Annotated in this window: 29 protein-coding genes and 1 tRNA gene; 16 read left to right on the forward strand and 14 right to left on the reverse strand. The window is 58.1% G+C overall.

The window, feature by feature from the left end; translation table 11 throughout:
* Positions 1-159: 159 nt before the first annotated feature.
* Together GRI35_RS03275 and GRI35_RS03280 are read left to right on the forward strand one after the other, a co-directional pair.
* Positions 160-444 (forward strand): DUF1294 domain-containing protein, encoded by a 285-nt coding sequence (locus GRI35_RS03275; RefSeq protein WP_160612844.1) that lies wholly within the window; start codon positions 160-162, stop codon positions 442-444.
* A gap of 143 nt (positions 445-587) precedes the next feature.
* Positions 588-1,220, forward strand: coding sequence for a hypothetical protein (locus tag GRI35_RS03280; RefSeq protein ID WP_160612846.1), 633 nt, complete (start codon positions 588-590; stop codon positions 1,218-1,220).
* Positions 1,221-1,236: 16 nt separating this feature from the next.
* Here the strand turns inward: GRI35_RS03280 and GRI35_RS03285 are convergent, their stop codons facing one another.
* Positions 1,237-1,719, reverse strand: coding sequence for a hypothetical protein (locus GRI35_RS03285; RefSeq protein WP_202390494.1), 483 nt, complete (start codon positions 1,717-1,719; stop codon positions 1,237-1,239).
* A 329-nt stretch (positions 1,720-2,048) separates the two neighbouring features.
* Between GRI35_RS03285 and GRI35_RS03290 the strand changes: the two genes are divergently transcribed.
* A complete protein-coding gene (locus GRI35_RS03290) occupies positions 2,049-2,720 on the forward strand; it encodes a hypothetical protein (protein WP_160612848.1) in 672 nt (223 codons plus the stop codon).
* Between the two features lie 16 nt (positions 2,721-2,736).
* Here the strand turns inward: GRI35_RS03290 and GRI35_RS03295 are convergent, their stop codons facing one another.
* A complete protein-coding gene (locus GRI35_RS03295; protein WP_160612849.1) occupies positions 2,737-3,048 on the reverse strand; it encodes an REDY-like protein HapK in 312 nt (103 codons plus the stop codon).
* Positions 3,049-3,054: 6 nt separating this feature from the next.
* The gene (locus GRI35_RS03300; RefSeq protein WP_235900120.1) at positions 3,055-3,720 is read right to left on the reverse strand and encodes a hypothetical protein; all 666 of its coding nucleotides are present in this window, start codon (positions 3,718-3,720) and stop codon (positions 3,055-3,057) included.
* A gap of 66 nt (positions 3,721-3,786) precedes the next feature.
* On the opposite strand from GRI35_RS03300, the gene GRI35_RS03305 reads away from it, so the two are divergent.
* On the forward strand, positions 3,787-4,704 hold the full coding sequence (locus tag GRI35_RS03305) for a sulfotransferase domain-containing protein (protein ID WP_160612851.1): 918 nt from the start codon (positions 3,787-3,789) through the stop codon (positions 4,702-4,704).
* Here GRI35_RS03305 and GRI35_RS03310 read toward each other — a convergent pair.
* Positions 4,701-5,213: a thermonuclease family protein gene (locus tag GRI35_RS03310; RefSeq protein WP_160612853.1), complete on the reverse strand. Its 513-nt coding sequence runs from the start codon at positions 5,211-5,213 to the stop codon at positions 4,701-4,703. The two genes, GRI35_RS03305 and GRI35_RS03310, sit on opposite strands and share 4 nt — an antisense overlap.
* Before the next feature lie 51 nt (positions 5,214-5,264).
* Positions 5,265-5,822 carry a thermonuclease family protein gene (locus GRI35_RS03315; protein WP_160612855.1) on the reverse strand — a complete coding sequence of 186 codons (558 nt, stop codon included), beginning with the start codon at positions 5,820-5,822 and terminating at the stop codon, positions 5,265-5,267.
* 147 nt (positions 5,823-5,969) lie between these two features.
* Here GRI35_RS03315 and argB point away from each other — a divergent pair, with 147 nt between their 5' ends.
* The 5 genes from argB to GRI35_RS03340 all read left to right on the forward strand — a co-directional run bounded on the left by argB (position 5,970) and on the right by GRI35_RS03340 (position 9,561).
* Complete coding sequence (argB, locus tag GRI35_RS03320; RefSeq protein WP_160612857.1) at positions 5,970-6,869, forward strand: acetylglutamate kinase; 900 nt, start codon at positions 5,970-5,972, stop codon at positions 6,867-6,869.
* A gap of 89 nt (positions 6,870-6,958) precedes the next feature.
* Positions 6,959-7,237 carry a YggT family protein gene (locus GRI35_RS03325; protein WP_160612860.1) on the forward strand — a complete coding sequence of 93 codons (279 nt, stop codon included), beginning with the start codon at positions 6,959-6,961 and terminating at the stop codon, positions 7,235-7,237.
* Complete coding sequence (folD, locus tag GRI35_RS03330; RefSeq protein ID WP_160612862.1) at positions 7,237-8,133, forward strand: bifunctional methylenetetrahydrofolate dehydrogenase/methenyltetrahydrofolate cyclohydrolase FolD; 897 nt, start codon at positions 7,237-7,239, stop codon at positions 8,131-8,133. Before GRI35_RS03325 ends, folD begins: the two co-directional genes overlap by 1 nt.
* The gene (locus GRI35_RS03335) at positions 8,130-8,906 is read left to right on the forward strand and encodes a hypothetical protein (RefSeq protein WP_160612864.1); all 777 of its coding nucleotides are present in this window, start codon (positions 8,130-8,132) and stop codon (positions 8,904-8,906) included. The genes folD and GRI35_RS03335 overlap by 4 nt, the downstream gene beginning before the upstream one ends.
* 16 nt (positions 8,907-8,922) lie before the next feature.
* Complete coding sequence (locus GRI35_RS03340; protein ID WP_160612866.1) at positions 8,923-9,561, forward strand: MarC family protein; 639 nt, start codon at positions 8,923-8,925, stop codon at positions 9,559-9,561.
* Here the strand turns inward: GRI35_RS03340 and GRI35_RS03345 are convergent.
* From GRI35_RS03345 to GRI35_RS03360, 4 genes are all read right to left on the reverse strand, one after another.
* On the reverse strand, positions 9,554-9,976 hold the full coding sequence (locus tag GRI35_RS03345) for an MAPEG family protein (RefSeq protein ID WP_160612869.1): 423 nt from the start codon (positions 9,974-9,976) through the stop codon (positions 9,554-9,556). The two genes, GRI35_RS03340 and GRI35_RS03345, sit on opposite strands and share 8 nt — an antisense overlap.
* On the reverse strand, positions 9,973-10,623 hold the full coding sequence (locus GRI35_RS03350) for a TetR/AcrR family transcriptional regulator (RefSeq protein ID WP_160612871.1): 651 nt from the start codon (positions 10,621-10,623) through the stop codon (positions 9,973-9,975). The genes GRI35_RS03345 and GRI35_RS03350 overlap by 4 nt, the downstream gene beginning before the upstream one ends.
* Before the next feature lie 70 nt (positions 10,624-10,693).
* Positions 10,694-11,305 (reverse strand): LON peptidase substrate-binding domain-containing protein, encoded by a 612-nt coding sequence (locus tag GRI35_RS03355; protein ID WP_160612872.1) that lies wholly within the window; start codon positions 11,303-11,305, stop codon positions 10,694-10,696.
* A 2-nt stretch (positions 11,306-11,307) separates the two neighbouring features.
* Positions 11,308-12,213, reverse strand: a complete 906-nt coding sequence (locus GRI35_RS03360) for a tetratricopeptide repeat protein (protein ID WP_160614729.1) — start codon at positions 12,211-12,213, stop codon at positions 11,308-11,310.
* A gap of 241 nt (positions 12,214-12,454) precedes the next feature.
* On the opposite strand from GRI35_RS03360, the gene GRI35_RS03365 reads away from it, so the two are divergent.
* Positions 12,455-12,529: transfer RNA gene (locus tag GRI35_RS03365), tRNA-Gly, on the forward strand.
* 41 nt (positions 12,530-12,570) lie between these two features.
* Here the strand turns inward: GRI35_RS03365 and GRI35_RS03370 are convergent.
* Both GRI35_RS03370 and GRI35_RS03375 read right to left on the reverse strand, forming a co-directional pair.
* Entirely contained in the window at positions 12,571-13,263 is a 693-nt protein-coding gene (locus tag GRI35_RS03370) for a UTRA domain-containing protein (RefSeq protein WP_160612873.1), read from the reverse strand.
* Between the two features lie 10 nt (positions 13,264-13,273).
* Positions 13,274-14,644, reverse strand: a complete 1,371-nt coding sequence (locus tag GRI35_RS03375; protein ID WP_160612874.1) for a formimidoylglutamate deiminase — start codon at positions 14,642-14,644, stop codon at positions 13,274-13,276.
* Positions 14,645-14,709: 65 nt separating this feature from the next.
* On the opposite strand from GRI35_RS03375, the gene hutI reads away from it, so the two are divergent.
* The 5 genes from hutI (at position 14,710) to GRI35_RS03400 (ending at position 22,252) form a co-directional block, all read left to right on the forward strand.
* Positions 14,710-15,924 carry an imidazolonepropionase gene (gene hutI / locus GRI35_RS03380; protein WP_160612875.1) on the forward strand — a complete coding sequence of 405 codons (1,215 nt, stop codon included), beginning with the start codon at positions 14,710-14,712 and terminating at the stop codon, positions 15,922-15,924.
* A complete protein-coding gene (hutH, locus tag GRI35_RS03385) occupies positions 15,921-17,453 on the forward strand; it encodes a histidine ammonia-lyase (protein ID WP_160612876.1) in 1,533 nt (510 codons plus the stop codon). Before hutI ends, hutH begins: the two co-directional genes overlap by 4 nt.
* 2 nt (positions 17,454-17,455) lie before the next feature.
* Entirely contained in the window at positions 17,456-18,262 is an 807-nt protein-coding gene (gene hutG / locus GRI35_RS03390; RefSeq protein WP_160612877.1) for an N-formylglutamate deformylase, read from the forward strand.
* On the forward strand, positions 18,259-19,929 hold the full coding sequence (gene hutU / locus GRI35_RS03395; protein ID WP_160612878.1) for a urocanate hydratase: 1,671 nt from the start codon (positions 18,259-18,261) through the stop codon (positions 19,927-19,929). The genes hutG and hutU overlap by 4 nt, the downstream gene beginning before the upstream one ends.
* A gap of 139 nt (positions 19,930-20,068) precedes the next feature.
* On the forward strand, positions 20,069-22,252 hold the full coding sequence (locus tag GRI35_RS03400) for a TonB-dependent receptor (protein ID WP_160612879.1): 2,184 nt from the start codon (positions 20,069-20,071) through the stop codon (positions 22,250-22,252).
* Positions 22,253-22,326: 74 nt separating this feature from the next.
* Here GRI35_RS03400 and GRI35_RS03405 read toward each other — a convergent pair whose 3' ends face one another.
* Complete coding sequence (locus GRI35_RS03405) at positions 22,327-23,505, reverse strand: saccharopine dehydrogenase family protein (protein WP_160612880.1); 1,179 nt, start codon at positions 23,503-23,505, stop codon at positions 22,327-22,329.
* 521 nt (positions 23,506-24,026) lie between these two features.
* Between GRI35_RS03405 and GRI35_RS03410 the strand changes: the two genes are divergently transcribed.
* Complete coding sequence (locus GRI35_RS03410; protein WP_160612881.1) at positions 24,027-24,359, forward strand: hypothetical protein; 333 nt, start codon at positions 24,027-24,029, stop codon at positions 24,357-24,359.
* A gap of 40 nt (positions 24,360-24,399) precedes the next feature.
* Here the strand turns inward: GRI35_RS03410 and dcd are convergent, their stop codons facing one another.
* Together dcd and GRI35_RS03420 are read right to left on the reverse strand one after the other, a co-directional pair.
* The gene (gene dcd / locus GRI35_RS03415) at positions 24,400-24,954 is read right to left on the reverse strand and encodes a dCTP deaminase (protein ID WP_160612882.1); all 555 of its coding nucleotides are present in this window, start codon (positions 24,952-24,954) and stop codon (positions 24,400-24,402) included.
* Between the two features lie 193 nt (positions 24,955-25,147).
* Positions 25,148-25,693, reverse strand: a complete 546-nt coding sequence (locus tag GRI35_RS03420; protein ID WP_235900121.1) for a hypothetical protein — start codon at positions 25,691-25,693, stop codon at positions 25,148-25,150.
* Positions 25,694-25,736 lie beyond the last annotated feature (43 nt).

Below are 25,736 nucleotides of genomic sequence, written 5' to 3' on the forward strand. Positions count from 1 at the left end.
ATTTCGGATAGAAATAGAGCTGGCCGAACTCCAGATTATCGCTGGTCCAGCGTATCTATTCGTTGAGACTCTCAGGCGCCGCGCGGGACGCATCTGCCTCCTTGCCGCGCTTCGCTGGCAATGACGGAGTATTAAGATCGTTGGCGGTACACCCAAGCGATGCAATATTTCACCCCGGCCAATATCGTCACATATTTGATCGTGATCAATCTCGTCGCCTTCGCCGCATTCGGGATCGACAAAGCGCGGGCGGAGGATGGCGCGCGCCGGATATCCGAAAGGGACCTGCTGTTCTTTGCGGTCATTGGCGGTGTGCCGGGCGCCTTTGCGGGCCGTGCCCTGTTCCGGCATAAGACCCGCAAGCAGCCATTTTCCAGCCAGCTCTATTTCGTCGCATCGGCGCAATTGGTGCTGGCCGTCTTCTGCGCGGTGCTGTGGCTGTGATATGCCTTCGCCGCTGTCCTACACCAAAAGTATAGTGGCATGATGGGCGGATGCCGATCGCTGCTGGCCTGCTCCCTTCTCCGCGGCCTCTATCTGACACGCGCACGATTGCCCGCCCGAAAGATTTGGCTTAGCCTGACGGCATGATGATACGCATTGTCTTGCGCGGCTTGCTGGTTCTTGCCCCTCTATGCGCTCTGCCTGCGCCGGCACTCGCAGATGGATGGGATTGCGTTCACAACATCAAAGAAAACGGGATCAATTCGCATTCGACGATTTCCTATCATGATGCGGGGCCTGACCCCCAGCAGATCATCGGGCCGTATCATCAAGTCGGGTGGAAGGGGTTCTATACCGGCTGGCCCAATGTCTATGAGACACTGGATTCACAGTTTGTCCAACCCCGCACTATCGGATTTTCCGTCTATCCCGGCGTGCCGATCAAGCAAGGCATCGCGCTGTTCAAACGGGCTGGTAGCAAGCCGGTCAGGCTGCGTGTGAGCAGCGCATATTTCTCGCGGGCGGAAAAACCTCCGCGGGTTCATTTCTCGGTCAAAAGCGAAACACAGATTGCCGCTTTGCTGGCGCATAAGGACTGGACGGTAGAGTTCAGAACGCGGCGCGGACGGCTGATCGATACCGTGCCGCACCGGTTCGCTGTCGATCTGGCGGGAATGCGTGACCTGTATAATCGCCATATTGTGGGGCTGCGAGCGATGAAGACAGATATTCGCGGCCTATGCCGTGAAAATCGGGACGAGGAAGTGATACTGTGACGCGGGAGCACAGTGCCTAGCGTTCCAACGCGCCGACCGCCGATTTCAAGAGTGCCTTCGCGTAGAACCGGTGGAACGGCATCAGCGCTTTCACCAATGCGCCATCAGGTCTCTGCACGCCGCTGCCGAAATAAAGGCGGGTTTTGCCCGCATGCGCTTTGACTGCGAGCCAGCTACAGGTGCGCTGCTGGAAATCGCGCATCAGGATTGCAGTGTCCGTGCGGGCTTCGACGGTCCATGCGGCGAAGGTGTCGACTTCGCCTGCCGCCAGCTTGCGGACATCTTCGCCGCCTGTGCCCCCAGGCAGTTTGGGGCCGATCAGATGCAGCGCCCAGCGCTCGGGCCGGAAGGCGGCGCTGTTGTAAAAGGCGGTGATATAGTCTTGCAGAGAAACGGCGCGTGGAAGCTCGGCAGTGAAGCAATCCATGTAATCCGCCGGAGCGCATCCCGCCGCCAGCAGGCTATCCGGTGGAACGGCGCAGGTGGTGATCGCGGCCATGCGCGCGGCATAGGCGCATCGGGTCTGTCCTACAACGCCGTGTGCGGGCTATGCGGTGCTATGCCCGGCGCCGCATTCCCTTCCTCTTTTCGCGGGGGATCAGTGCGGGGCGCAGAACAAGCCCCCTTACCCTGTCCGTCCGCCTCACTAATTCTGATCCAAGCCTCTATAAAACAGGCATTTATCGGCGCGCATCGAAAGTGACACGGTGTCACCTTTGTCACCCTTGTGCGGGGTTCGCTATACGGTATGTTGGGCTCGCGGGCGGCGCAGCGTATGGTGCAGCGCGCGCCTTTTCGATGCGGGTCGCCGGGTATTGGAGGGACAATATGATGCGGGTTGGGATTGCGGTAGGCTGTGCGGCCATGGTGATGGCGGCCGCTGGCCCTGCACAAGCGGCGGAGTGTATCGGGCAAGCCAACAGCCCGATCTGTGCGCTCCACATGGCGGCAGGGGATGATGGCCGGATCACGGGCAAGGACGAGGCGAGCAGGCTGATCCATTTGCTCGCGGCGGATTCCGAATTCGGCCAAGCGGACAAGCGGTTGGTCGCAATCCTGATTGACCGCGCGGCAAAGGGCGAATCATTCGACTATGCGGACAAGGATGGCCGCAGCGTAACCTACGGCGCGAGCGACGCAGAAGCCGTCGCTCATTTCCGCTATATGACCGAAGTGCCCGATGTCGCTGCGGCCATGGAAGGCAGCGGCGAGATGATCGCCAATGCCGGCCGGTACCGTGCGGCGGTCCCGCCATTATTTGCCCGGGAAGTGGACCGGCGCTGCGCCGTGGTGCTTGACAATGCCTGGAAAGAATCGACCATTACCAATGCCTACCGGCCCTATAGTAACCGCATCGCCTCGTGGTATTCCTCGGTCAAGACGTTGCCTCCGGCGGATTTCAGCCACGGCCGGCGCTTGCTGTATTTCTGCGCGAAATTCCATGATCAGGCGCACAATAATCAGGTGACGAACCAGCTGTATGACTGGCTCGAACCCTAGCGTTGTGCGCGGCGGATCAAACCTTCTCCGCGATCAGGAATTCGGGGTCTTTTACGAGGCCCATAAATTCGCCCATCACGCCCTGGACCAGTTCGCCGGGCATATCTTCGCCGGTAAAGCCGTCCAGATCGGGAATGTCGAACATCTCGACATAGGCGACCGATGGTTGGCCTTCGCCGATCAGCAGGCCCGACACGCGGTAGGTTTCAAAGCTCTCGACCCGGCTGAGCGAGCGCATTGCCGGCTGGTCCTTGGTCTTGACCCAGTCCTCGAACTGGTCGCGGGTGACGCCATCGGCGAGCTGATATTTGATGATGAGTGCAGCCATTGATGTTTACTCCTCTGCTGGCGGGTTGGTGTCGGTTCCAAATCCCCATGGCGCAGGCGGTGCGCCGACCGGATTGGTCAGGTCAAACACGACGCGGAAATTGCGATCTTCGGGCGCGCCGCGCTCGGTGCTGCGCTGGAGATGATAGACATATTGGGCATTGTCGGTGCCCGCCGGATCGACCGAGACCGACCAGATATTGGTGACCGAGACATCCAGCCCTTCACGCTTGAACATGTCGATGCTGAATGGGTCCACTGGGAAATCCTGCTTGGTCGCGGTTCCGGCATCGGCGGTATCGCCGCCATACATCGTGACGTCGTCGCTTTTGCCATCTTCGTGGCGGTGGTCATGCTTCAGGCGTATGCCGTTTTCGGTACGGGTGAAGACCCAAGTCCGCGAGCGGTTCCACTCCTCACCGGTCTGCTTGATATGGAATGGAACGGTGATCGTATCGTCATCGCATGTGCGGACATGCATCACCATCTCGGCGCCCTGCATATCAGCATCGGCTTCGTCGCTCGAAACCAGCGCGCCGTTATAGGCTTTGTCGCAATGGCTGGAGAGTGCAGCCCAGAACTGGTCTTGCGGTGCAGCTTCTGGCGGTGGCTCGTTGCCCTGCGAACAGGCGATGAGCGAAAGCGGTGCGAGCGTAGCTATATATTTGATCATAGCACTCTTCATGGCAGAGGAGTATGTGCGCGGCAATTCTGATTGGGCACATGATAGAGAAACCGGATGACAGACTACGCTGATGACAAACCAGGCCGCGCGCAGTCGTTTGCGGAATTGCTGCAAGTGCTCCCCAAAACCGGCCCGTCGGAGGAGCAGCTCGCTGCCTCCAAACCTTACCAGCCGCGCTCGAGCGATGTGATTATCACCCCGTTTGGCAAGTGCGGCACCACTATGATGCAGCAAATGTTCCATCAACTGCGGATGGCGCCCGGAGGCGGGGATGTGGATTTTGATGACATCAGCCGAGTGGTCCCGTGGATCGAAACAGCCCCTGAATTGGAGCTTGATATTAATGCCGAACAGCGCGCCGATCCGCGCGGGTTCAAAAGCCATTTGCACTATGAAGGCCTGCCATCGGGCCTTCGCTATGTGGTGACTTTGCGCCCGCCTGATGAGGCGCTGGTTTCGCTCTATCACTTCTTCAGCGGTTGGTTCTTTGAACCTGGTACTGTTTCGGTTGAGGAGTTTGTGTCGATCTGGCTGTGGGACCGGCCCGACCGACCCAACTATTACACGCATTTGCTCAGTTGGTGGGGGCGGCGGGATGCGCCGGATACGCTACTGATGGACTACCGCGCGGTGCTTGCAGACAAGCGTGGTGCCATCCGCCGCCTCGCGGATTTCTGCGATGTTCCGGTAGATGACGCGGCCATCGATCTGGTTGAAGAGCGGACCAGCCGCAGTTTTATGATGGAGCACAAGGAACCCTTTGCCGATCTGATGATGCGGCGGATGGCGTTCGACAAAGCAGGTCTGCCGATGGATAGCGATTCCGCCAAAATCCGCGCAAAGGATGCCGAGCGCGCTACGATTTCGCCGTCCGTCCGCGATCAGATCGATACGATCTGGGCCGAGCGCATCGCGCCAGTTACCGGTCATGCGAGTTACGCCAGTTTGGCGGCCGAGCTGGCCAGCGCTTAGCCGCACCACCCGCCGCGCGTGAAGCCCCACCCGGTTTCTTGCGCCAGTTCTTTCTGGAGCATGACGTCCGAGAGCAATTGTTCGCCGCGCTTCAGTTCGCGCAATTCGCGGCCATATTGGTCGTATGGTGGATCGTCGCCGCCGTCCATTTGAAACGTGCCCGCGTTCAGCCAATCGCGAAGGCCGTCGCGGGATTGCTTGGCAAGCGCGGTCTCTGCGGGACATTCGCCAGGGAGTTCAGGGGCGTTGAAACCCGAAATCCGGATTTTGCGGCGGCCTATCATAAATGTGTCACCATCAATAACACAGCCCGCCGAACTGCGCTCCCCGCACACAGTGAAGCGGGTATCTACGTGTTGCCATTCTGCGGCCGGATCGCTCGATTGCCAGCCCCAGATAAGGAAAGATGCAACAGCGATCACAAGCAGCGTGATGATCTCTACCCAGCGATCTCTTTTCGAACGGCCTCTACGAATCGGCTTCGTATGAAATTGAGGGGTGCGGACCATGCGTCCTTGTTCCAGAAAAGCGCTTGAACCGGAAGCGCTACGGCGCCGTCATCAACACCAGTTACGGCGCACGCCATTCCATTCTTCGGCCAAGCCCTCAGCCACCAGAACAGCGCCGAGCGACCGTCCCGAACGCGATATGATCCGCAGTTTCCGGCCGTATTGATCCTCATCGCGATCAATCGTGAGAACGCTGAATGGCGCTTCGTTGAGCAAATTTGCGAGGCGGCGGGTTGCATCATGCCCCAAGTTCGCTTCGGCGGCACATCCCGGATTGGAAACTTCGGGAGTATTGATGTCGGCGATCCGGATCTTGGTGCCGTGAAGCCAAATGGTGTCTCCATCGACTACACAGGTGGAACGCGGCCCTTCGCCGCAAATTCCGAACTTAGCGGAAATTTTATCGGATTCTGCCTCTGCCACCGCATCGGATTTAGCCGTAGCGCTGGCTTCGCTTGGCGGGGGGCCGCCCCAGAAGAAGATCACGCTGAACACCCCGAGAAAGCAGCCTGCTAGCGCAAAGATGAAGCTGGCCGAGAGACCGGATTGTTTGCTTGGCGGCGCGCGGAATGCGACCACGTTGGAACGGGAGGTTGTATCGCGGCTCATTTGGCGACAATAGATCGCGAAACTCGCCAAAGAATTAAGGGAGAGCATCTAGCGACGCGACTTTCCCTAATCGCCGTGAACGGCTAACTGGCCCTAAGCGCTGTGAACCGCTAACTGGCTTCGCGTAACGCTCCGAGGACCAGCATAATGAGTGCCACAGACGAAAAAACCACATTGTCCAAAGCCGAAACGCTGATCGAGGCGCTGCCGTATTTCCAGCGTTATGCGGGGCGCACATTCGTGGTAAAATATGGCGGCCATGCGATGGGAGATCCCAAGGCAGCGCGTGAATTTGCCGAAGATATCGTGCTTCTCAAAGCTGTCGGAATCAATCCGGTGGTGGTCCATGGAGGGGGTCCGCAAATCGGGGCGATGCTCAAAAAGCTGGGCGTCGAAAGCAAATTTGTCGACGGATTGCGTGTAACCGACAAAGCCACCGCAGAGATCGCCGAGATGGTCCTGTCGGGCGCAATCAATAAAGAGCTGGTTGGCTGGATTGCGCAGGCGGGCGGCAAGGCAATCGGCATTTCGGGCAAGGATGGCGGGCTGGTCACTGCGACCAAGGTCGAGCGGACAGCGCGCGATCCGGAAAGCAATATCGAACGCGCGATCGATCTGGGCTTTGTTGGCGAGCCTTCGCATGTCGATACGGCGGTGATCGATACCGCGGTCGCGGCGGGTATGATTCCTATCATTGCGCCAATTGGTGCAGGCGAAGATGGCGAAACCTACAACATCAATGCGGACACAATGGCGGGCGCAATAGCTGCGGCATTGGGTGCGGCGCGGCTGTTTCTGCTCACTGATGTCGCAGGTGTGCTTAGTAAGGAAGGGACATTGCTAACCGATCTAAGCCCCAAGGACGTTACGGGGCTTCGCGAGGATGGTACGATTAGTGGTGGTATGATCCCGAAATTGGAAACCTGCGTACAAGCGGTAGAGGCGGGATGCGATGCGGCGGTAGTGCTCGACGGACGGGTGCCGCACGCAATGCTGCTGGAATTCTTCACCTCGAGCGGTGCCGGAACATTGATTAGCGCCAAATAATACCCAAGTTGAATCTGTGTTAGCGTGTTGATACACCCCCAATGCTTCGCGTAAGAGCACTTTGCACTTCAATTCTCGAAAGACCCGCCATGACTGCTTTTATCCAGATACTCGGGATGCTGATCAACGCATTTGTGATGCTGATCATCATCCAGTTTGTGATCGGGCTGCTGTTTGCGTTTAATGTGGTCAACACATCGAACCAGTTTCTGGCGCAGGTTTATCAGTCGATCAATTCGCTGCTTGATCCGGTCCTCGCGCCGATCCGGCGGATATTGCCGCAAACGGGCGCACTTGATTTTTCGCCATTGGTGCTGATTCTGGCTCTAAATGCGATCCTGATCGTGCTTAGCAACGTTGCCTCTTAATGAGCGCGACACGGATTGACGGCAAAGCCTTCGCCGCAAATTTGCGTGAGCGTGTAGGAGCACTGGCCGCAGATTTTGAGAGCAAAGCTGGCCGCAAGGCTGGATTGGCAGTGGTCTTGGTCGGCGATGACGCTGCCAGCCAAGTCTATGTTCGCAGCAAGGGCAAAGCTACCGTCGCGGCGAATATGGAAAGCTTCGGTCATTTGCTGCCGAGCGATACGAGCGAAGCCGATCTGCTTGCTCTGGTTGAGAAACTCAATGCCGATCCGCGCGTCGATGGCATCTTGGTGCAATTACCGCTCCCCGGTCATCTGGACGAGCAAGCGATTATCGCCGCGATCGCGCCTGATAAAGACGTCGACGGTTTCCATGTTATCAACGCTGGCCGGCTATCTGTCGGACAGACGGGCTTTGTGCCTTGCACGCCGTTGGGCTGCATCATGCTGCTGACGGACAGATTGGGTGATCTGTCCGGCCTTGAGGCGGTTGTCATTGGGCGCTCCAACATTGTCGGAAAGCCAATGGCGCAATTGCTGCTCGATGCGAATGCGACCGTTACGATCGCCCATAGCCGAACCAAGGATTTGCCCGCTGTTGTGCGCCGCGCGGATATTGTGGTTGCGGCGGTCGGGCGTCCCGAAATGGTCAAGAAGGATTGGCTGAAGGACGGCGCGACCGTGATCGATGTCGGGATCAACCGCCTTCCGCCAGAACCGGGCGCTGAGAAGGGCAAGCTGGTCGGCGATGTTGCCTTTGGTGAGGCAAGTGAAGTTGCCGCTGCGATTACACCCGTTCCCGGCGGGGTCGGGCCGATGACGATTGCGGTGTTGCTGCGTAACACGCTGGTTGCAGCGCATCGCAATGCAGGAATCGAACTCGTAGATGATACGATATGATCCGGGCAATTGCGCTCGTTTCTGTGGCTGCGATGCTGGCGGGTTGTACAGGCGGGGCACCAAGGATGTCCCAAGATCGGATTAAGCGCGCGCTGGTTGGCGCACCGGGTGTCGCGCAGCCGAGTAAAGTCGTTGCGGCTGAACTGGCCCTTGCTCGCGCCGTACAAGAAGACGGCCAATGGACCGCGTTTCGGGCCTTCGCAGCTCCGGGCGCGATCATCCATAGCCGCAAGGGGCCGGTTCTTGCGTCGACCTGGCTGGCCGGCTTGAAAGATCCTGTAGAAGCTGTTCGCCGGTCGCCCGATACGGTATGGATGAGCTGCGATAGCACAATTGCCGTCAGCGAAGGGCGTTTCCGCGAACCCGATAGTGTTGTCGGTTCTTTTGTGACCGTGTGGCAGCGCCAACCTGATCGTGCATATCTCTGGATCTATGATGTTGCTGTGCGCGATGACCCGCAGCCTGCACCAAAGGCGCAGGAAGAACCCATTGGTGAGGACGAGATTCTTGTTACTGCGATGGAATCGATCCGCGGCCTTGTCGCGGATTGCCAGCGTCCGGGCTTCGAGCGGACAGACGCAAAGCCAGCTCCACCAGCGCTGACTATTCCGGAAGGAACACGCAACGCCGTGACCATTTCCCGCGATAGTACGCTACGGTGGCGGTGGGAGCACCCCGAAACGGGTCAGCGCAGATTTGTTGCCGAATATTTGACCTCTGGCCGTTGGCAAGTGGCCCTTAATCAACCATTGGGAGCCGTATCTACCGACTAAGCGGTGCGGAACGCCCATGACCGAACTCTTTATCTCTGCCTTTATCACGCTGTTTGTGGTGATCGATCCGCCTGGCTGCGCGCCGATCTATGCCGGCCTGACCAAAGGCGCGACCAGTGGGCAACAGCGCAGTATGGCGATCCGCGCATGCTTGATTGCGACAATCATCCTTGTTGGTTTTGCTCTGTTCGGAGAGCAGTTGCTCTCGGCGCTGCATATTGAGCTCGACAGTTTCCGCATCGCAGGCGGCTTCATGCTGTTCTGGATCGCGTTTGAGATGGTGTTCGAAAAACGCACCCAGCGCCGCACCGAGCGGGCCGACAAGGTGAGCGCCAACCCTGAAATTGAGGACGTATCGGTATTCCCGATGGCGATGCCCATGCTGGCCGGACCGGGTGCCATCGCCGCGATCATGCTGCTGATGAACGAGGCGGAGGGCACCGATCAGACACTCGTTGTGCTTGGTGCGCTGGGATCAGTCTTGTTGCTGACCATGTTCGCGCTGATTGCAGCAGGACCATTGATGCGGATATTCGGCGACCGTGTTGAAGCGGTTGTGACGCGTTTGCTTGGTGTGTTGTTGGCCGCGCTTGCTGCGCAATATGTGATCGACGGATTAAAGGGGAGCTTTCAGATCGGTCAAGTTGCTACATAGTCGCTAGGACTATGCCGACGGCAACGCCGAAGGCGGATAGCAACGTGCCCATTGCGCCCATCGCACGGGCCGCAGCAAACAATTTGCGTCCGCCCGTGAGGTCTTCGCCGTGTGAACCGGCGCGCGACGAGAACCCGACCGCATGAAGTGCGCGCGCGGCTGCGAAAAGTAGGCAGAGCGTAAGAACCCATGTGGTCTGGCCCACAATCAGCTCAAGCAAAGCAAACGCTGCGAGAAATAGTCCGGAATTCTCTGCGAGATTCCCATGGCGGCGGACCTTCCGTTCGAGATCGGGATCGCCGTCGTGACCGATAAAGGCACCCTTTGCCCGATGAACTCCGACGGCGATCATGAGCACTACCTGCAGGACAATCAAGAAAGCGCCAAGTTGTGCAGTATAGAGTGGTAGGTTCATTGTATCTCTCCAGTTTGATAGGATAGGCGCCGCTTGCTGCCGATCAATGCCAACGAGGCATTTCCGGCTTCGAGCATTCGGATGGGTTCGACTGATAGGCGTGAAGAGGCGAAGCCGCCGTGTAGCAATTGCACGAGAGTGCGCGCTAGCGCCGTGTCGGTCCAGCCTGAGGCTTTGCCCTCTGCGACGGCATCACTTGCAATAATTAGAAGATAGGATTCGACACGATCGAATATCTCGCGTGCACTTTCGCGCAATGAGGGAAGCTCTTGGCCGAGTTCCAGCGCCAACCCCGCGATTGGGCAGCCGAACACGTCATCCTCCTTATCGGCGAGGCTGGACTGGGCGCGATATAGGCATTGGTAAATCGCGCATAGGCGCCCTTCGGGACTAGCTGACGCAGCAAAGGCTGGCTCGAATACCTTTGCGATGACTTTCTCGCCATTAGCCGCCATCACGGCAGTCACGAGTTCGGCTTTGTCGAGGTAATAGCGATAGATTGTCGCCTTGTTCACACCAGCCTGAGCGGCGACTTCATCCAGCGACACGCCATGATAATTGCGACGCCAAAACAGGCCCGCCGCAGTGTCGAGAACGCGCGTTCGGGTCGCCTCAGCTTTGGGCGATAGTTCTTCTGATCGAATCATAACTAACTGGTTAGTTATTTCTGATCGCAAAGAAAAGCCCTATCTTGCAAGGCGCATTTTTTCCGAAAGGTTATTGCAAAGTCACGCGGTCATCGTCGCCATCTCGGCGGCCGTAGAATTGCATCAGTTGAACCAATAGCTCGCAGCGGTCATTGAGCGTGTTCGCCTCTAGCAGCGCCTGCTTGGAGGCCGGATCGAACGGCGCAATCTGCGATACGCCGTCGATCAGTGAAACGTCATCCAGTCTCGTTACCGAGTCCCAGTCGACGCTGTAGCCCTGCGCATCGGCAAAGCGCTTTGCCTCGCGCTCGAAGCTGGCGCGCTCGATACTGCTCAGGAACTCGTCTTGGGGCTCGGCGATGAGTTCAGCTTCGACTTGGCGAAATTGTGTGGTGACATCCAATTCGCGGAGAACGCGGAAGCGGCTTAGGCCCTCGAGCACCACATTGTAGCGCCCGTCATCCATCGCTTCGACATCGCCAATTTTGCCGACGCAGCCGACTTGAAACAGCGGAGCACCTTCTGCCGGGTTTTGCGGCTGGATCATCGCAATGCGGCGATCTCGCGCCAAGGCATCGCTCACCAGCGCCCGATAGCGCGGCTCGAAAATATGCAGGGGTATCTGCAATCCGGGGAACAAAAGCGCACCGGTCAGCGGAAAGATCGAGAGCCGTTCGGTCATGTTCAGTCGAACAGGATTTTGGACAGACGTCGGCGCGTCGCGGAGACCCATTCGTCTTCCAGTCCGACTGCTTCGAAAATTTGCAGCAACTTCGTTCGTGCAGCCGCGTCGTTCCATTCCCGGTCCGCCTTGACCATGGCGAGCAGCGTATCGGCCGCTTCATCACGCTGGTGTGCGGCGAAAGCCGCCTCGGCAAAAGCGAGCTGCGCATCCATATCTTCGGGGGCGTCGTTAGCTGCCTTACGCAGAGCGGCTAGTTCGCCCTCATCGACCTGTGTGCCTGCCAGCTCCAATGCCGACAGCGCCTGCTGTACCGCTGCATCGTCCTTGATCGCCGGATCGATAGCGTCCGCGATCTGCTGCGCCTCGTCGATTTTGCCGCCTGCGACAAATGCGCGGATCAGGCCAGCATGCGCGGCTGCATTGTCCGGCACCATATCGATCACTTGCATAAAGACCCCAGCGGCGCGCTCGGCATCGCCTTCGGCCAGCACTTGTTCAGCCATTGTGATAAATTGCTCGACATCCGGTTGCTGCTGCGCTGCGCCCCCAGCTTGCAGCGGCAGTTTCTCGATCAATTGATCCAGCACTTCTTTCATCTGCGATTCGCTGCGCGCTTGCGTCAGGTCAGCGACGGGCTGGCCTTGAAACATTGCATAGACGGTCGGGATCGATTGGACCTGAAACTGGCTGGCGATAAACTTCTCCTCATCGACATCAACTTTCTTCAGGACCACGCCTTTGTCGGCATATTCGGCGGCGACTTTCTCCAGCATCGGGGCCAGCGCCTTGCATGGTCCGCACCACTCGGCCCAGAAATCGAGAATCACCAGCTGTGTCATCGACGGTTCGACAACGTCGGTCTTGAAGCGCTCTACCGCTTTCTGCTCGTCGATATTGAGGCCCATGCTTGCCAATGTACTGTCCTTCTTGGTCGGAATCTGTGTGCTCTATGTGGGTCTTCTAGCCGATATGTGAAGAGCGAAACAGGCCGCGATGCCCCGACCTTTCAAACTACCTAACAATGACGCATTTTGGCCTTGCGGGGTAATGAAACCGCTGCTAATTGCCCGCCTCCCCACCGAGATTGGGTGATTCACCAAGCTGGATCAAAATCTTGGAGCCGGGTTTCCGGTAGGCGTCTAGTGAGCGGGCGTAGCTCAGGGGTAGAGCACAACCTTGCCAAGGTTGGGGTCGGGCGTTCGAATCGCCTCGCCCGCTCCATTATTTGTCAGCTTTGTAATCTGATCGTGCGCTGGTGCGCATTATAGGCGCGACGTCAGCCGGTAGCCTTGGTGATGGTACAAAGTCATCGTGGTGATGACCTGATCCTTCAGCCATGTTGTGCGCTCGGTCGTGAATAATGCGGCATCACGTGTTGTTTGCAGCGCTTCCGCGACATCATCGGGCGCATTCACAGCGCAGAATGTCACATCACCGCTTGAGAAAGGCATGGTTTGCACCAGCCATTCATTCGCGCTAATTTTGTCCAACGGGGCGTCGCGAATTGTTGGTGCCGCGCGCAAGTTCACCCAACGGTCTTCGAGGGCAAAGGGCTTGCCGTCTGCCTGGTGCAGCGTTGTGAGATGAAGGGCATTGGTGCGTGCTGGCAAACGTAACCGCGCTGCGACGGGTTCTGGAGGTACTGAGACCTGTTGCTCCAACAGCTTGTGGTCATAAGCTGCGCCGTTTGCCTCGACCTGTTCGCGAATGATGGGAATTTCGAACTTCGCTTTGCGCACGGGCATTGCGCACACACGTGTGCCGCCTTTGCGCTTGCGGACGATCAGACCTTCCTCAGCCAGCGCACGCAGGGCGCGGTTTACCGTAGCGCGGGCGCAGCTATATTCTTCGGCCAGATCCGCCTCACCCGGAATGCGCGCGCCCAGAGGCCATTCTCCGGACTGGATTCGATTGAGGACAGCTTGGCGGATCGCCTGATGGGATATGTTGCTCATGCAATCATGCTCATAATGCGTGCCGCAGCCGGATCATGGTTTCGGTAAAGCGCGCGACGATCGCATCGCGGCGGACATGCTGCCCGTTTGTGACCACATGCCGTCCTGCGGACCAGACATCACAGACGAGGCTGTCATCGCCCGCAAAAATCCATGTGTCGAGCATAGTGTCGCCTTCGAGGGCCGCGAGCATATGGCTGCTATCATCAAGCGCGGTAAGATCGGCCCATGCACCCGCTTCGATCCGGCCAGAATTGCGCCCGATGGCTTGCGCGCCGCCGACCGCCACGCGTTCATACAATGCCCGGCCATTTGACGGTGCAGCGTCACTGGTCAAAACCACACGCTGCTTGTCGCGCAGCCGTTGGGTGGTTTCGAGTGTGCGCAACTCCTCGGCGACCGCGATGCGGATATTTGAATCCGATCCGATGCCGATCCTGCCACCGTGCTTTAGAAAGCGCGAACCATCGAAAATACCGTCGCCTAGATTAGCCTCAGTGAGCGGGCATAGACCAGCGACCGCACCCGATCGGGCAAGGCCGATGGTCTCCGACGGCTCCATTTGCGTCGCATGGATAAAGCACCAGCGCTGATCGACGGGCATGTTGGCGAGCAGCCATTCGACTGGCATAGCGCCGAGCGCACCCTTCACTTCGCGTACTTCACCGACTTGCTCCGCAGCGTGTATGTGGATTGGGCCATCGGGCGCTAGCGCAAGTGCCGCATCGAGCCCGTCTCGGGAAACAGCGCGAAGGCTGTGTGGCGCCACGCCCAAAGTGAAGTCGGGGGGCAGATCAGTTAAGCGAGCAGCGAGTTCGCTATAGAGCGTTTCAAAGCGATCAATATCGCAGCCGAAACGCAGCTGCCCGCCCGCTAAAGCGCGTCCGTCGAGCCCGCCGCGCATGTATAGCACGGGTAGATGGGTGTAACCGATCCCTGTCAGGTCGGCAGCAGAAAAATGGCGCTGCGACATTTCGTCAAGTTGATCGTAGGTGCCGCCACCCGGGGCGTGATGCAGGTAGTGAAACTCGGCCTGTGCGGAATAGCCTGCCTCCAGCATTTCCATTTGCACCTGCGCTGCAATCGCTTCGACATCGTCGGGCGTCAGCAGTTCGAGAAAACGGTACATGACCTCGCGCCAGGTCCAGAAATCGTCCTTAGTGGACGGTCCGCGCTGCTCGGCCAGCCCGGCCATGGCGCGCTGGAAGCTGTGGCTATGAACATTGCTGAGCCCGGGTAGCAGCACGCCGACCGTGTGATCTACTCTTGTGTCTTCACCAGCCACATCCGCGATCCGGCCATCGTCCCCAATGCTGACAGTCACATTCTCGCGCCAGCCTTGTGCGGTCAAAGCCTGCCGGGCGGAAATCGTGGTGGCCATAATGCTTGCGCCTCAAATTATTATGTGCATACATAATACGAAACCGGAGCACCTTGGCAAGCGCTATGCAGCACAAAATCCTACTCACCGGATGCCGATTGGCGACGATGGCCGAGGGTGGCGAACCCTATGGTCTGATCAAGGATGGCGCGGTTGCGATAGAGGCAGGGCGTATCACCTGGGTTGGGCCGCGCGATGATCTTCCCGAAGAATACTCAGCATATGAGGTCGAGGACCTTGAGGGCCGACTTGTCACACCTGCTCTGATTGATTGCCATACGCATTTGCTATTCGGTGGGAATCGTGCGCGCGAGTTCGAGATGCGGCTTAATGGCGCGAGCTATGAAGAGATCGCCCGTAGCGGCGGCGGAATCGTGTCGACGGTCAACGCAACGCGTGCAGCCAGTGACGCGGTTCTGATTGCGGGCGCATTGAAACGGCTCGACCACTTGATTGCCGAGGGCGTCGCAGTGGTCGAGATCAAGTCGGGTTACGGGCTGACTATTAAACAAGAAATGCGGATGCTGCGATTGGCGCGGCAATTGGAAACACTGCGTCCGGTCAAGATTGTCACGACATGGCTCGCCGCGCATGCGCTGCCCGCTGAATATGAAGACCGGGCCGATTCTTATATCGATGAAATCGCAATCGCCGGAATGCGGCATGCCGCCGCTGAAGGTTTAGTCGATGCCGTGGACGGGTTCTGCGAGTCCATTGGTTTCTCTCCTGAACAGATTGCGCGCGTTTTCGATGCGGCGAAAGAACTTGGGTTGCCGGTTAAGCTGCATGCCGAACAATTGTCTGATCTGAAAGGCGCGTTACTGGTCGGTGAATATGGCGGATTATCGGCAGATCATCTCGAATATCTCGCCGAAAGTGATGTCCCCGCCTTTGCCCAATCGGGGGTGATTGCGGTTATCCTGCCGGGTGCGTTCTATACACTCCGCGAGACCAAGCTGCCGCCCATCGAAGCCTTGCGGGAGAATAATGTACCGATGGCGATTGCCACGGATTGCAATCCGGGCAGTTCGCCGCTGTCATCGATCCTGACAGCCATGAATATGGCAAGTACGCAATTCGCGATGACGCCGGAGGAAGTGCTGGCCGGGGTCACACGCAATGCCGCGCAGGCGCTCGGACTGGCTGGCGATTACGGCACACTCAGCGCCGGTGTGCGCGCCGAACTGGCAGTGTGGGACGCCGATCATCCTTCCGAGCTGTCTTATTGGATTGGCGGTTCGCCCCTGTTCAAACGTATATCTGCGGAGCCGAACCGATGACGATCACCCTCACACCCGGTGCGGTTTCGTTGGCCGCTCTAGAGCAGCTCTACCGTGACCAACCGACCTTCGTTTTGGATGATACGGCTTACACTGCTGTCCGCGCATCTGCTTCGATTTTGGCCGCACGGATTGGTGAAGGTGAGCCGATCTACGGGGTCAATACCGGCTTCGGTAAACTCGCTTCGGTGCGGATCGAGGATGACCGGCTGGCTGATTTGCAGCGCAATCTGGTGCGCTCGCATGCCGCTGGTTTCGGGCCTCCGCTGCCCGAGACAATCGTCCGCCTGATTATGGCGCTCAAATGCATATCGCTAGGGCGCGGCGCATCGGGTGTGCGGCCCGAAGTGATCGACCAGTTACAAGCCATGGCCGCCGCCGGTGTCATTCCTGTGATCCCCGAAAAAGGCTCGGTCGGGGCATCGGGCGATCTCGCGCCGCTCGCGCATATGGCAGCGGCGATGATGGGCGAGGGCGACGCGTTCTACCAAAGCGAACGCATGGCGGCTGGCGAAGCGCTGCAAGCAGCTGGCCTGACGCCAATCGAGTTGCAGGCCAAAGAAGGTCTTGCGCTGCTCAACGGCACACAAGCCTCGACTGCGCTGGCGCTGGTCGGGCTGTTCGAGGCGTGGCATCTGGCCAAGGCGTCGCTGTGCACCGCCGCTCTATCAATCGACGCGGCAATGGGATCATCTGCGCCTTTCCACCCTGATATTCATGATTTGCGCGGCCATCGCGGCCAGATCGAAAGCGCGGCGCGGCTGCGTAGTCTGCTCGGCGGTTCGGAAATTCGCGAGAGCCACAAAGAAGGCGATGAGCGCGTGCAGGACCCCTATTGCCTGCGCTGCGCCCCGCAAGTGATCGGTGCGTGTCTCGACCAGCTGCGCCATGCGGCCAAAACGCTTGAAATCGAAGCCAATGCCGCGACTGATAATCCGCTTGTTCTATCCGATGGGGCCATCGTGTCGGGCGGTAATTTCCATGCCGAACCGGTCGCGCTGGTTGCCGATCTGATCGCCATAGCCATATCGGAGATCGGCGCAATCGCGCAGCGCCGCGTGGCGCTGCTGGTCGATCCTTCGCTCAGCTTTGGTCTGCCAGCTTTCCTTGCGCCGGATCCGGGGCTCAAATCGGGATTGATGATTGCCGAAGTGACATCGGCAGCGCTGATGAGCGAGAACAAAGCTCTCGCCAATCCGCGCTCGGTCGATTCGACACCGACTTCGGCCAATCAGGAAGACCATGTTTCGATGGCCTGTCACGCTGCGCGGCGACTTCTCGAAATGAATCGCAATCTGGCGGGTATTTTGGGTGTCGAGGCGATGGCCGCAGCGCAGGGTATCGAGCTGCGCGCCCCGCTCAAGACCAGTGATTGCCTGCAAGATGTGATCGCGACGATCCGTCAGCATAGCCCCGCACTAACCGAAGACCGGATTGTGAGCGACGATCTGGAGAAGCTCGCCAATCTTGTCAGCAACCAAACCTGTTTGGCCGAGGCGGCGTGCGATGTTGCGCCCATGAATCTTTGATCATGGAACCCGTAACCACCATTCGCGGCGCGTCACCGATCATCTTGGGGCAACCGCATTCCGGCACTTTTGTACCGCCCAAGATCGAGCGCAAGCTCAATCCGCTAGGCAAGGAGCTGCGCGACACCGATTGGCATGTGCCGCAGCTTTATGACGGTCTACTAGAAGGCGCGACCATCGTCCGCGCGAATTTCAGCCGCTATGTGATCGATGCCAATCGTGATCCATCGGGGGCCAGCCTGTATCCGGGCCAGAACACAACCGGTCTTATCCCGACCACAAGTTTCGATGGCGATCCGATCTGGGAGGTTGAGCCCGATGCGGCCGAGATTGGACGTCGGCTGGATAGTTTTCACGGGCCCTATCACGCAGCGATGCAGGCGGAGATTGAGCGCGTGAAAGCCGTTCACGGCTTTGCGGTCTTGTATGATTGCCATTCGATCCGCTCGCAAATCCCGCATTTGTTCGACGACCGGCTGCCCGATTTCAATATCGGCGATAATGGCGGTCAGAGCTGTAATGCCGCGATCACTCGAGTGGTTGCGGAATGCTGTGAGACTGCGAGCACCTACACCACCATCATCAATGGCCGCTTTAAAGGCGGTTGGACGACGCGGCACTATGGACGGCCACAGGACGGCTTGCATGCGATCCAGATGGAATTGGCCCAGCGCAACTATCTGGCCAGCGAAACCCCGCCTTTTGCTTACGCGCCCGAAAAGGCAGAGGCCCTGCGCGATGTTCTACGCGCTGCCCTGAACGCCATTTCCGATATAGCAAAAACACGTTCCCTTGGAGAGAAATTGTGACCCGGACCCTGCCCAATCGCCGCGATATCAAAAGCCCCACGGGCAGCGACCTCAACTGCCTCAGCTGGACGACCGAAGCGCCGTTCCGGATGCTGCATAATAACCTCGACCGTGACGTGGCGGAAAACCCTGACGAGCTGGTCGTGTATGGCGGGATCGGCCGCGCCGCGCGCACCTGGGGTGATTTCGACCGGATCGCCGAAACGCTGAAGACGCTGACCGAGGATCAGACATTGCTGGTGCAATCGGGCAAGCCGGTGGGCGTATTTCAAACGCATAAAGACGCGCCGCGCGTGTTGATCGCCAACTCCAATATCGTCCCCCATTGGGCGAATTGGGACCACTTCAACGAGCTCGATAAAAAGGGTCTGATGATGTACGGTCAGATGACCGCCGGTTCCTGGATTTACATCGGCACACAGGGCATCGTGCAGGGAACCTATGAGACGTTTGTCGAGGCCGGGCGCCAGCATTATGACGGAAACCTCACTGGCAAATGGATTCTGACCGGCGGTCTTGGCGGTATGGGCGGAGCGCAACCACTCGCGGCTGTTATGGCGGGTGCTTGTTGTCTCGCGGTCGAGTGCAATCCCGAAAGCATCGATTTCAGGTTGCGGACGCGGTATCTCGACGAGAAGGCCGACACGCTCGACGAAGCGCTCGCGCTGATCGAGAAATGGACTTCTGCGGGCGAGGCCAAATCGGTCGGTCTTTGCGGCAATGCAGCGGAGATTTTCCCTGAACTGGTGAAGCGAGGCGTACGCCCTGATATCGTGACCGACCAGACGTCCGCGCATGATCCCGTCAACGGCTATCTGCCGCTGGGTTGGACGATGGGCGAGTGGCTGGAGAAGCGCGAAAGCGACCCCAAGGCTGTCGAGAAAGCTGCCTGCGCGGCGATGAAAATACAAGTCCAGGCGATGCTCGATTTCTGGAATGCGGGCGTGCCGACGCTCGATTACGGCAACAACATCCGGCAGGTTGCGCTTGATGAAGGATTGGAGAATGCGTTCGACTTTCCCGGCTTTGTGCCGGCCTATATCCGCCCGCTATTTTGCCGAGGCGTAGGGCCGTTCCGCTGGGCGGCTTTGTCGGGCGATCCGGAGGATATCTACAAGACCGACCAGAAGGTGAAAGAACTGATGCCCGACGATGCGCATTTGCATCGCTGGCTCGATATGGCGCGCGAGCGGATTGCGTTTCAGGGTCTGCCCGCGCGGATTTGCTGGGTCGGGCTGGGGGACCGGCACCGGCTTGGTCTGGCGTTCAATGAAATGGTCGCAAGCGGTGAATTGAGCGCGCCAGTGGTGATCGGCCGCGATCATCTGGACAGCGGCTCGGTCGCCAGCCCCAATCGCGAGACTGAAGCGATGAAAGACGGATCGAGCGCGGTGTCTGATTGGCCGCTCCTGAATGCACTGCTCAACACAGCATCAGGTGCGACATGGGTGAGCCTGCACCACGGCGGCGGTGTGGGCATGGGCTTCTCGCAGCATAGCGGCATGGTTGTTGTGGCCGATGGTACGGATGATGCCGCCCGCAGGCTTGGCCGTGTACTATGGAATGACCCTGCCACCGGGGTGATGCGCCATGCAGATGCGGGCTATGATGACGCCATAGATTGCGCCCGCGAGAAGGGTTTGAATCTACCTGGCATTCTCGGCTGAGTGGGACAAGCTGCGAATTGCACGGTCGCCCGGAACCCGCTCGCCGAAGAAAAAATGCAGTTCGTCGGATTACCCGGTTGCATCCGGCAAGGTTTCGTCTAGTTCGCAATGTAATGTTGTAACGTAAAAAGGCTGCACTGTGATTCGAACCTCCACTCGCCCCGCAATTATTGGCGTTTCTTCCTTTGCTCTGCTGGCTGGCTTGCCGCTGGTACCTGCCTATGCGCAGGATCAAGCGAGCGGAACCGCAGCGACGGACGCTGAACGCGTCGATGACGATTTGCACGATCGCCGTATTTCGCCCGACGGCGAGATTGTCGTGACTGCCATTGGACTGACCCAGCTTGATGTCCTTGCGGGCACGTCGGTGATTGAGGGTGCAGAGTTGCAGCGCAATCTGGACGGCCAGCTTGGCAATGTTCTTGCCAAGCTTCCCGGCGTATCGGCCACGGGCTTCTCGCCGGGCGCGTCGCGCCCCGTGCTGCGCGGCTTTTCCGGCGAACGCGTGAAGGTTCTGAATGATGGTATCGGCGCAATTGATGCGTCCAACACATCCGACGATCATGCGGTTACGATTGATCCCCTGACCGCAGAACGTATTGAAGTTCTGCGCGGCCCAGCGGTTATTTTGTACGGAAGTCAGGCAATCGGCGGTGCGGTCAACGTGATCGATAAGCGCATTCCGCTGCGAGTGCCCGATGAAGCGTTCCATCTCGACACGATTATGTCGGCCGACACCGCGACCGGGCTGCTCGAAGGCGGCGCATCGCTTGATGTTCCGCTTAGCGACCGGTTTGTCGTCCATGTGAACGGTTCCTACCGTAATACGGATGATATCGAAATCCCCGGCTTTGCTGCTTCGGATGACTTGCGCGCCGATCTGTTTGCCGACGCTGCCGAAGAGGAAGATGAAGGCGAGTTGGAAGAGGCCGAGGAGCTGCGCGAAGCTGCAAATATCAGCGGTATCCTGCCCAATAGCGCGACCGAAACATGGAGCGCTGATCTGGGCTTCGCGTTCTTCGAAGGCGAAAGCAGTCTTGGCGCGGCCATTGGTATATATGACACGGTCTATGGCATCCCCAGCAACCCCGACGGCGGCCATCACCACGGCGAAGAAGGCGAAGAGGATGGTGAAGAAGAGGAAGAGGGCGAAGAAGTCGTCACGATCGACCTTCGCCAGATCCGTGCCGATTTGCGCGGTAAGCTCGATCTTGGAAACGGCTTTTTCTCTGAATTGAACACGCGTGTCGGTTTCAGTGATTATACCCACACCGAGTTTGAAGGTGCCGAAGTTGGTACTGTTTTCAATGTATCGGGTATCGAAGCGCGGGCCGACTTGATCCAGAATCCGACTGACAATTGGCGCGGTTCGTTTGGTATCCAGTATTACACGCGCGATTTTGAAGCGATCGGTGCGGAGGCGTTTGTCGCGCCAAACCGGACCGATCAATTCGCAATCTTTGGCCTTCAAGAGGTCGACTTCGGAAATCTGCAGCTCGAAGGGGCTTTGCGTTACGAAACCACCGATGTCGGTTCGCAAACGCTCGGCATCGACCGCGATTTTGATGCTTTTTCCGGCGCAATTTCGCTGGCCTATGAAACCGCCGATGGCTTGCGCTTTGGTGTGACCGGATCGCGCGCTGAACGTGCTCCAGCCGCTGAAGAGCTGTTCTCCAATGGTCCGCATATTGCAACGCAGGCTTTCGAAATTGGCGACGTCAATCTCACCACCGAGAAAGCGTGGGGCGTAGAGGCGTTTGTTCGCGGCAATGTCGGTCCGGCCAGTATCAGCTTCGCGGTCTTCCAGAACTGGTTTGATGACTACATCTCGCTTTTTGCCACCGGTCAGGAGGAAGACGATCTGCCGGTTTTCCAGTATGTTCAGGCCGATGCCAACTATTTCGGGATCGAAGGCGAGATACGCTATAATCTGATCGATACCGAACCGCTGTCTTTGCGTGCGGAACTGCGCGGCGATTATATCGATGCCGAACTGACCGATGGCACACCGCTGCCGCGCATTCCGGCGCTCAACTTCCTCGGTGCGCTGGAAGCCGAGATGGACGATTTTGATATCCGCGGTGAAGTGCAATGGTTCGACGGTCAAGACAGTGTTGCACCGTTTGAGACTGCAACGGACAGCTTCACTTTCGTCAATGCATCGATCGCATGGCGACCGCTCAAGAATATCGGCAACATCACTTTGATGCTGCAAGCGGAAAACATCTTTGATGTCGAAGGCCGTCGTCATTCGAGCTTCACCAAGGAGTTCGTTCCGCTGACGGGGCGCAATTTCAAAGTGAGTTTGCGCTCCAGTTTCTAAGGCGGGCCGGATACCAATACAAAGGGGCGCTTCGGTCATGACCGCGGCGCCCCTTTGCTTATATGCTGGCGCTCTTACTCGACTGCGAAAGTCAGTTCGGCATTCTCTTCGAGCCGCTTGACCAGTGCTTCGCCGAGGAATGACCCGGGTGTTCCAATTCCGCCATCCGCGTCGCTCTCGAGCAGGCCAATTGCGGTTTCCGTAATCATCCGGCTGGTCGATCCATAGCCCGGATCATACTTGCCTTTGACGCCGTAATGGATGGTTTCGCCATCGGGCATTTCACCGATGAACAACACGTCGTAGAAACCGTTTTCGCGTTCTTCCTTGGTCGGTCCTTCGCCCGGTTTGGGCGGTTTCGCGCCGAACGGGTTCTTGAGCATTTCCGCAGCAGCTTTGGCGGCCTTCTCGCCCATTTCGCCCGCGCTGGTCAGCATCATTTCGTCATATTTGAAATCCTCGCCATAGGGGTGGCCAAGGAGGAAGTTGGTCCGGTGGACGTTCTTGGTGTTGATCGCTGCCATAATAAACGGCGCGGCCCATTTGCCCAGATCCTTGTCATATTCGGGGATCAGACCCGAAGGCTGCGAAGGGCCTTCGAAGCCCGGGGTCAGCCCGAAAGAGCTTTGCAGGATCGGGATCAGCTTGGGATTTTTGGCGATGCTTTTCATCGTCGCGGTCAGGCTGGCTGCGGTGCCGCCGCTGAAGGTTCCGGCCATGGCGCGAACGCGGCCTTTGACGCGCGGCGCAGGTTTGCCGAACTTCGCCTTGGCTTCGTTCTGGAGCATCAGCACGCCGAGATCGAACGGGATCGAATCGAAACCGCTCGAGAAACAGATCCGCGCGCCGCTCGCTTTGGCGAGGTCTTCATGCTTGTCGATCATCTCGCGCATCCAGCCGGGCTCGCCGCACAGATCGGTGTAATCCGTGCCTTCGCGGGCGCAGGCTTCGACCAGCTCGTTACCGTAAAGCTGGTACGGACCGACGGTGGTCAGAACGACTTTGGTCTTTTGAACCATGTCGGTCAGGCTGTCGGGATCGGAAGCATCGGCCACGATCAGCGGCGTATCCTTGGGCGCGCCGATCAGATCGCGGACATCTTCAAGCTTCGACTGGTTGCGGCCCGCCATCGCCCATTTCGGCGCATCTTTGCGGTCCCCGTAATGCTGGACCAGATATTCGGCGACAAGGCGTCCGGTATAGCCGGTCGCGCCATAGACGACGATATCGAACTCTCTGTTCTCTTTACTCATTGAACTCTCCTTTGCGCGCCGTGATGCGCCGTGACGCGGCGCGAGTCAAAGCCGTTACGGCATGGCGGGACATTGGCAGAGGGTGCACCGAGCGGCCCAGGTGTTGACACATGTGACACTGTTCCTGCGATTTCCTGTCACCTTGCGCCGAAAAGTGTCGCTTTGTGGAAGAAACTGCCGCCTTGTGACGAAAAGCGTAACTTCGCTGGCTCAATTGAAATTCCGTCATCCACTTTCGTCACCCTGTCTCGGGGGCCGGGGCGACTGATCGATGATATGGCTGGACGCAGGCGACACATGAGCGACAAAGGCGACAGTGTGTCGCTTTCGCGAATGGGTCCTATATCTTTGTTATATATTTACTTTTCGTCAAGAACGACATTGACTTGGGTGTGTAGTGCCTCGGGGGCGGTTTGGACGCTTGCGCCCAGTGACAATAAAGATGCATGATCCACACCTCTTCCAACTTTGCCGAATTACGAATGGCGGCTCGATTTAGCAGGTCGGCGACGTGTAGGAAAATGATGATTGGTAGCTGGCTGGTGGGCGCAGACATTGTGAGCATTGCATGCTTTGCTTATTCTCGACGAATGACACCATCATTGACGAACATCCGTGAAGAGCTTTTCGCTCTTGAAGAAAGGCAAGCTCAAGAAAGTCAGGAGACACTCGCTGAGTTTATCCCAGACGGACAGGAATTCGTGGTTCGTTTGAACGAACCAGCTGCCGTGCATCTCTGTCGGCAAATCCTAGATTGCGTGACCAAAGATTTTTCAGGAGCGCATTGTCACTTTGACGACCACAATTTCGTCGATAAAGGTAAAGGCCGACTGAGAATTGAAAAGATTTGTTAGGCGTGCGCAATCAGACTAGCTCTGCCGAAGAACTTCCCAATCAAAGCTTCGGCAGCGTCACGCCCTTCTGGCCCATATATTTTCCCGCGCGGTCGGCATAGGTCACCTCCGGCCGTTCGTTCCCCTTCAGGAACAGGAACTGGCACGCGCCTTCATTGGCGTAGATCTTTGCGGGCAATGGTGTTGTGTTGGAAAATTCCAGCGTCACATGGCCTTCCCAGCCTGGCTCCAGCGGGGTGACATTCACGATGATCCCGCAGCGCGCATAGGTGCTTTTGCCAAGGCAGATGACCAGCACGTCTTCGGGAATGCGGAAATATTCGACCGTGCGTGCCAGTGCGAAGCTGTTGGGCGGGATGATGCAGACATCGGTTTCGCGGTCGACGAAGTTTTTCGGGTCGAACTCCTTGGGATCGACAATCGTGCTGTCGACATTGGTGAAGATTTTAAACTCGGGCGCGACCCGCGCGTCATAGCCGAAAGAGCTGAGGCCGTAGGAAATGCAGCCGTCGCGCCGCTGCGCCTCCACGAAGGGCTCAATCATGCCCTTTTCTTGCGCTGCGGACCGTATCCATTTGTCGCTGAGAATCGCCATGGATCTGTGATTCCCGAGCTAAGCGATGTGGGCAAGGTTGCGCGCTATCTTATCCCCCTCCTCTTTAGAGGAGGGGTCAAGGGGTGGTGGCGACGCGGCAGCGTCGTTCTGGACCTCGCACCACCCCGCTGCGACTAAGGAGCAAGCTCCTAAGTCTCGCTGCCCCTCCTCTAAAGAGGAGGGGCCGAGCGCGTCACTTTACCTTCTTCGCGCCCAGATGCGGGTTCTTCTCGCCGATATAATTGAGCCACTTTTTCGGCTTGCGCAGCATTTTCTTGGGATAGTCGACTGTGATGCCGGCGATTTGCGCCATCGCGCCGACGAAATGGAGGCAATTGCGCTTTTCCAGATCGTAAAATTTGCCCGGAGCATCGCGCCAACTGCGCATCGTTGCGCGCACTTTGGCCACTTGCGCATCGCTCAGCGTCACAGTGAAATGCACATTGGTCTTTCTGATATATTTGTCTTTTTCGATCAGAATGTCATGCTCCACCGGCCCGCGCAGGATGGCGGTCGATACTTTCTTCGCGGTGAAGCCGTAATTCTCGTCGACCTTTGTCCCGTCCTTCATCGTTCCGGTGAGACGCACGAAGGTATGCGGATAACGCCCGAAAAAATAGGATCCGTTGAAGCTGTGAAACGCCATTTTGACTTCGGCGGCGGCGGGCAGCGACCAGCCTGACAGGATCATGGCGAGTGTCAGTGACAGTAGGCGGAGCGCAGCGTTCAGTCGGAGCATGCGACGCGTTTAACAAAGAGTGGACTGAACCTCTACTAAAGTT

The organism is Pontixanthobacter aestiaquae (assembly GCF_009827455.1).
GTDB classification, from domain to species: Bacteria; Pseudomonadota; Alphaproteobacteria; order Sphingomonadales; family Sphingomonadaceae; genus Pontixanthobacter; species Pontixanthobacter aestiaquae.

What these genes read in the sequence shown, in the direction of transcription:
- GRI35_RS03355 (WP_160612872.1), bottom strand. Translation starts at nt 11,305, where the DNA reads ATGACCGAACGGCTCTCGATCTTTCCGCTGACCGGTGCGCTTTTGTTC.
- hutG (WP_160612877.1), top strand. Translation starts at nt 17,456, where the DNA reads ATGGAACCCGTAACCACCATTCGCGGCGCGTCACCGATCATCTTGGGG.
- GRI35_RS03405 (WP_160612880.1), bottom strand. Translation starts at nt 23,505, where the DNA reads ATGAGTAAAGAGAACAGAGAGTTCGATATCGTCGTCTATGGCGCGACC.
- hutI (WP_160612875.1), top strand. Translation starts at nt 14,710, where the DNA reads ATGCAGCACAAAATCCTACTCACCGGATGCCGATTGGCGACGATGGCC.
- GRI35_RS03285 (WP_202390494.1), bottom strand. Translation starts at nt 1,719, where the DNA reads ATGGCCGCGATCACCACCTGCGCCGTTCCACCGGATAGCCTGCTGGCG.
- GRI35_RS03410 (WP_160612881.1), top strand. Translation starts at nt 24,027, where the DNA reads ATGATGATTGGTAGCTGGCTGGTGGGCGCAGACATTGTGAGCATTGCA.
- GRI35_RS03325 (WP_160612860.1), top strand. Translation starts at nt 6,959, where the DNA reads ATGACTGCTTTTATCCAGATACTCGGGATGCTGATCAACGCATTTGTG.
- GRI35_RS03315 (WP_160612855.1), bottom strand. Translation starts at nt 5,822, where the DNA reads ATGAGCCGCGATACAACCTCCCGTTCCAACGTGGTCGCATTCCGCGCG.
- GRI35_RS03345 (WP_160612869.1), bottom strand. Translation starts at nt 9,976, where the DNA reads ATGAACCTACCACTCTATACTGCACAACTTGGCGCTTTCTTGATTGTC.
- dcd (WP_160612882.1), bottom strand. Translation starts at nt 24,954, where the DNA reads ATGGCGATTCTCAGCGACAAATGGATACGGTCCGCAGCGCAAGAAAAG.
- GRI35_RS03310 (WP_160612853.1), bottom strand. Translation starts at nt 5,213, where the DNA reads ATGGTCCGCACCCCTCAATTTCATACGAAGCCGATTCGTAGAGGCCGT.
- GRI35_RS03375 (WP_160612874.1), bottom strand. Translation starts at nt 14,644, where the DNA reads ATGGCCACCACGATTTCCGCCCGGCAGGCTTTGACCGCACAAGGCTGG.
- GRI35_RS03350 (WP_160612871.1), bottom strand. Translation starts at nt 10,623, where the DNA reads ATGATTCGATCAGAAGAACTATCGCCCAAAGCTGAGGCGACCCGAACG.
- GRI35_RS03340 (WP_160612866.1), top strand. Translation starts at nt 8,923, where the DNA reads ATGACCGAACTCTTTATCTCTGCCTTTATCACGCTGTTTGTGGTGATC.
- GRI35_RS03420 (WP_235900121.1), bottom strand. Translation starts at nt 25,693, where the DNA reads ATGCTCCGACTGAACGCTGCGCTCCGCCTACTGTCACTGACACTCGCC.
- argB (WP_160612857.1), top strand. Translation starts at nt 5,970, where the DNA reads ATGAGTGCCACAGACGAAAAAACCACATTGTCCAAAGCCGAAACGCTG.
- GRI35_RS03305 (WP_160612851.1), top strand. Translation starts at nt 3,787, where the DNA reads ATGACAGACTACGCTGATGACAAACCAGGCCGCGCGCAGTCGTTTGCG.
- GRI35_RS03370 (WP_160612873.1), bottom strand. Translation starts at nt 13,263, where the DNA reads ATGAGCAACATATCCCATCAGGCGATCCGCCAAGCTGTCCTCAATCGA.
- GRI35_RS03335 (WP_160612864.1), top strand. Translation starts at nt 8,130, where the DNA reads ATGATCCGGGCAATTGCGCTCGTTTCTGTGGCTGCGATGCTGGCGGGT.
- GRI35_RS03275 (WP_160612844.1), top strand. Translation starts at nt 160, where the DNA reads ATGCAATATTTCACCCCGGCCAATATCGTCACATATTTGATCGTGATC.
- hutH (WP_160612876.1), top strand. Translation starts at nt 15,921, where the DNA reads ATGACGATCACCCTCACACCCGGTGCGGTTTCGTTGGCCGCTCTAGAG.
- GRI35_RS03300 (WP_235900120.1), bottom strand. Translation starts at nt 3,720, where the DNA reads ATGATCAAATATATAGCTACGCTCGCACCGCTTTCGCTCATCGCCTGT.
- GRI35_RS03295 (WP_160612849.1), bottom strand. Translation starts at nt 3,048, where the DNA reads ATGGCTGCACTCATCATCAAATATCAGCTCGCCGATGGCGTCACCCGC.
- GRI35_RS03280 (WP_160612846.1), top strand. Translation starts at nt 588, where the DNA reads ATGATGATACGCATTGTCTTGCGCGGCTTGCTGGTTCTTGCCCCTCTA.
- folD (WP_160612862.1), top strand. Translation starts at nt 7,237, where the DNA reads ATGAGCGCGACACGGATTGACGGCAAAGCCTTCGCCGCAAATTTGCGT.
- GRI35_RS03360 (WP_160614729.1), bottom strand. Translation starts at nt 12,213, where the DNA reads ATGGGCCTCAATATCGACGAGCAGAAAGCGGTAGAGCGCTTCAAGACC.
- GRI35_RS03290 (WP_160612848.1), top strand. Translation starts at nt 2,049, where the DNA reads ATGATGCGGGTTGGGATTGCGGTAGGCTGTGCGGCCATGGTGATGGCG.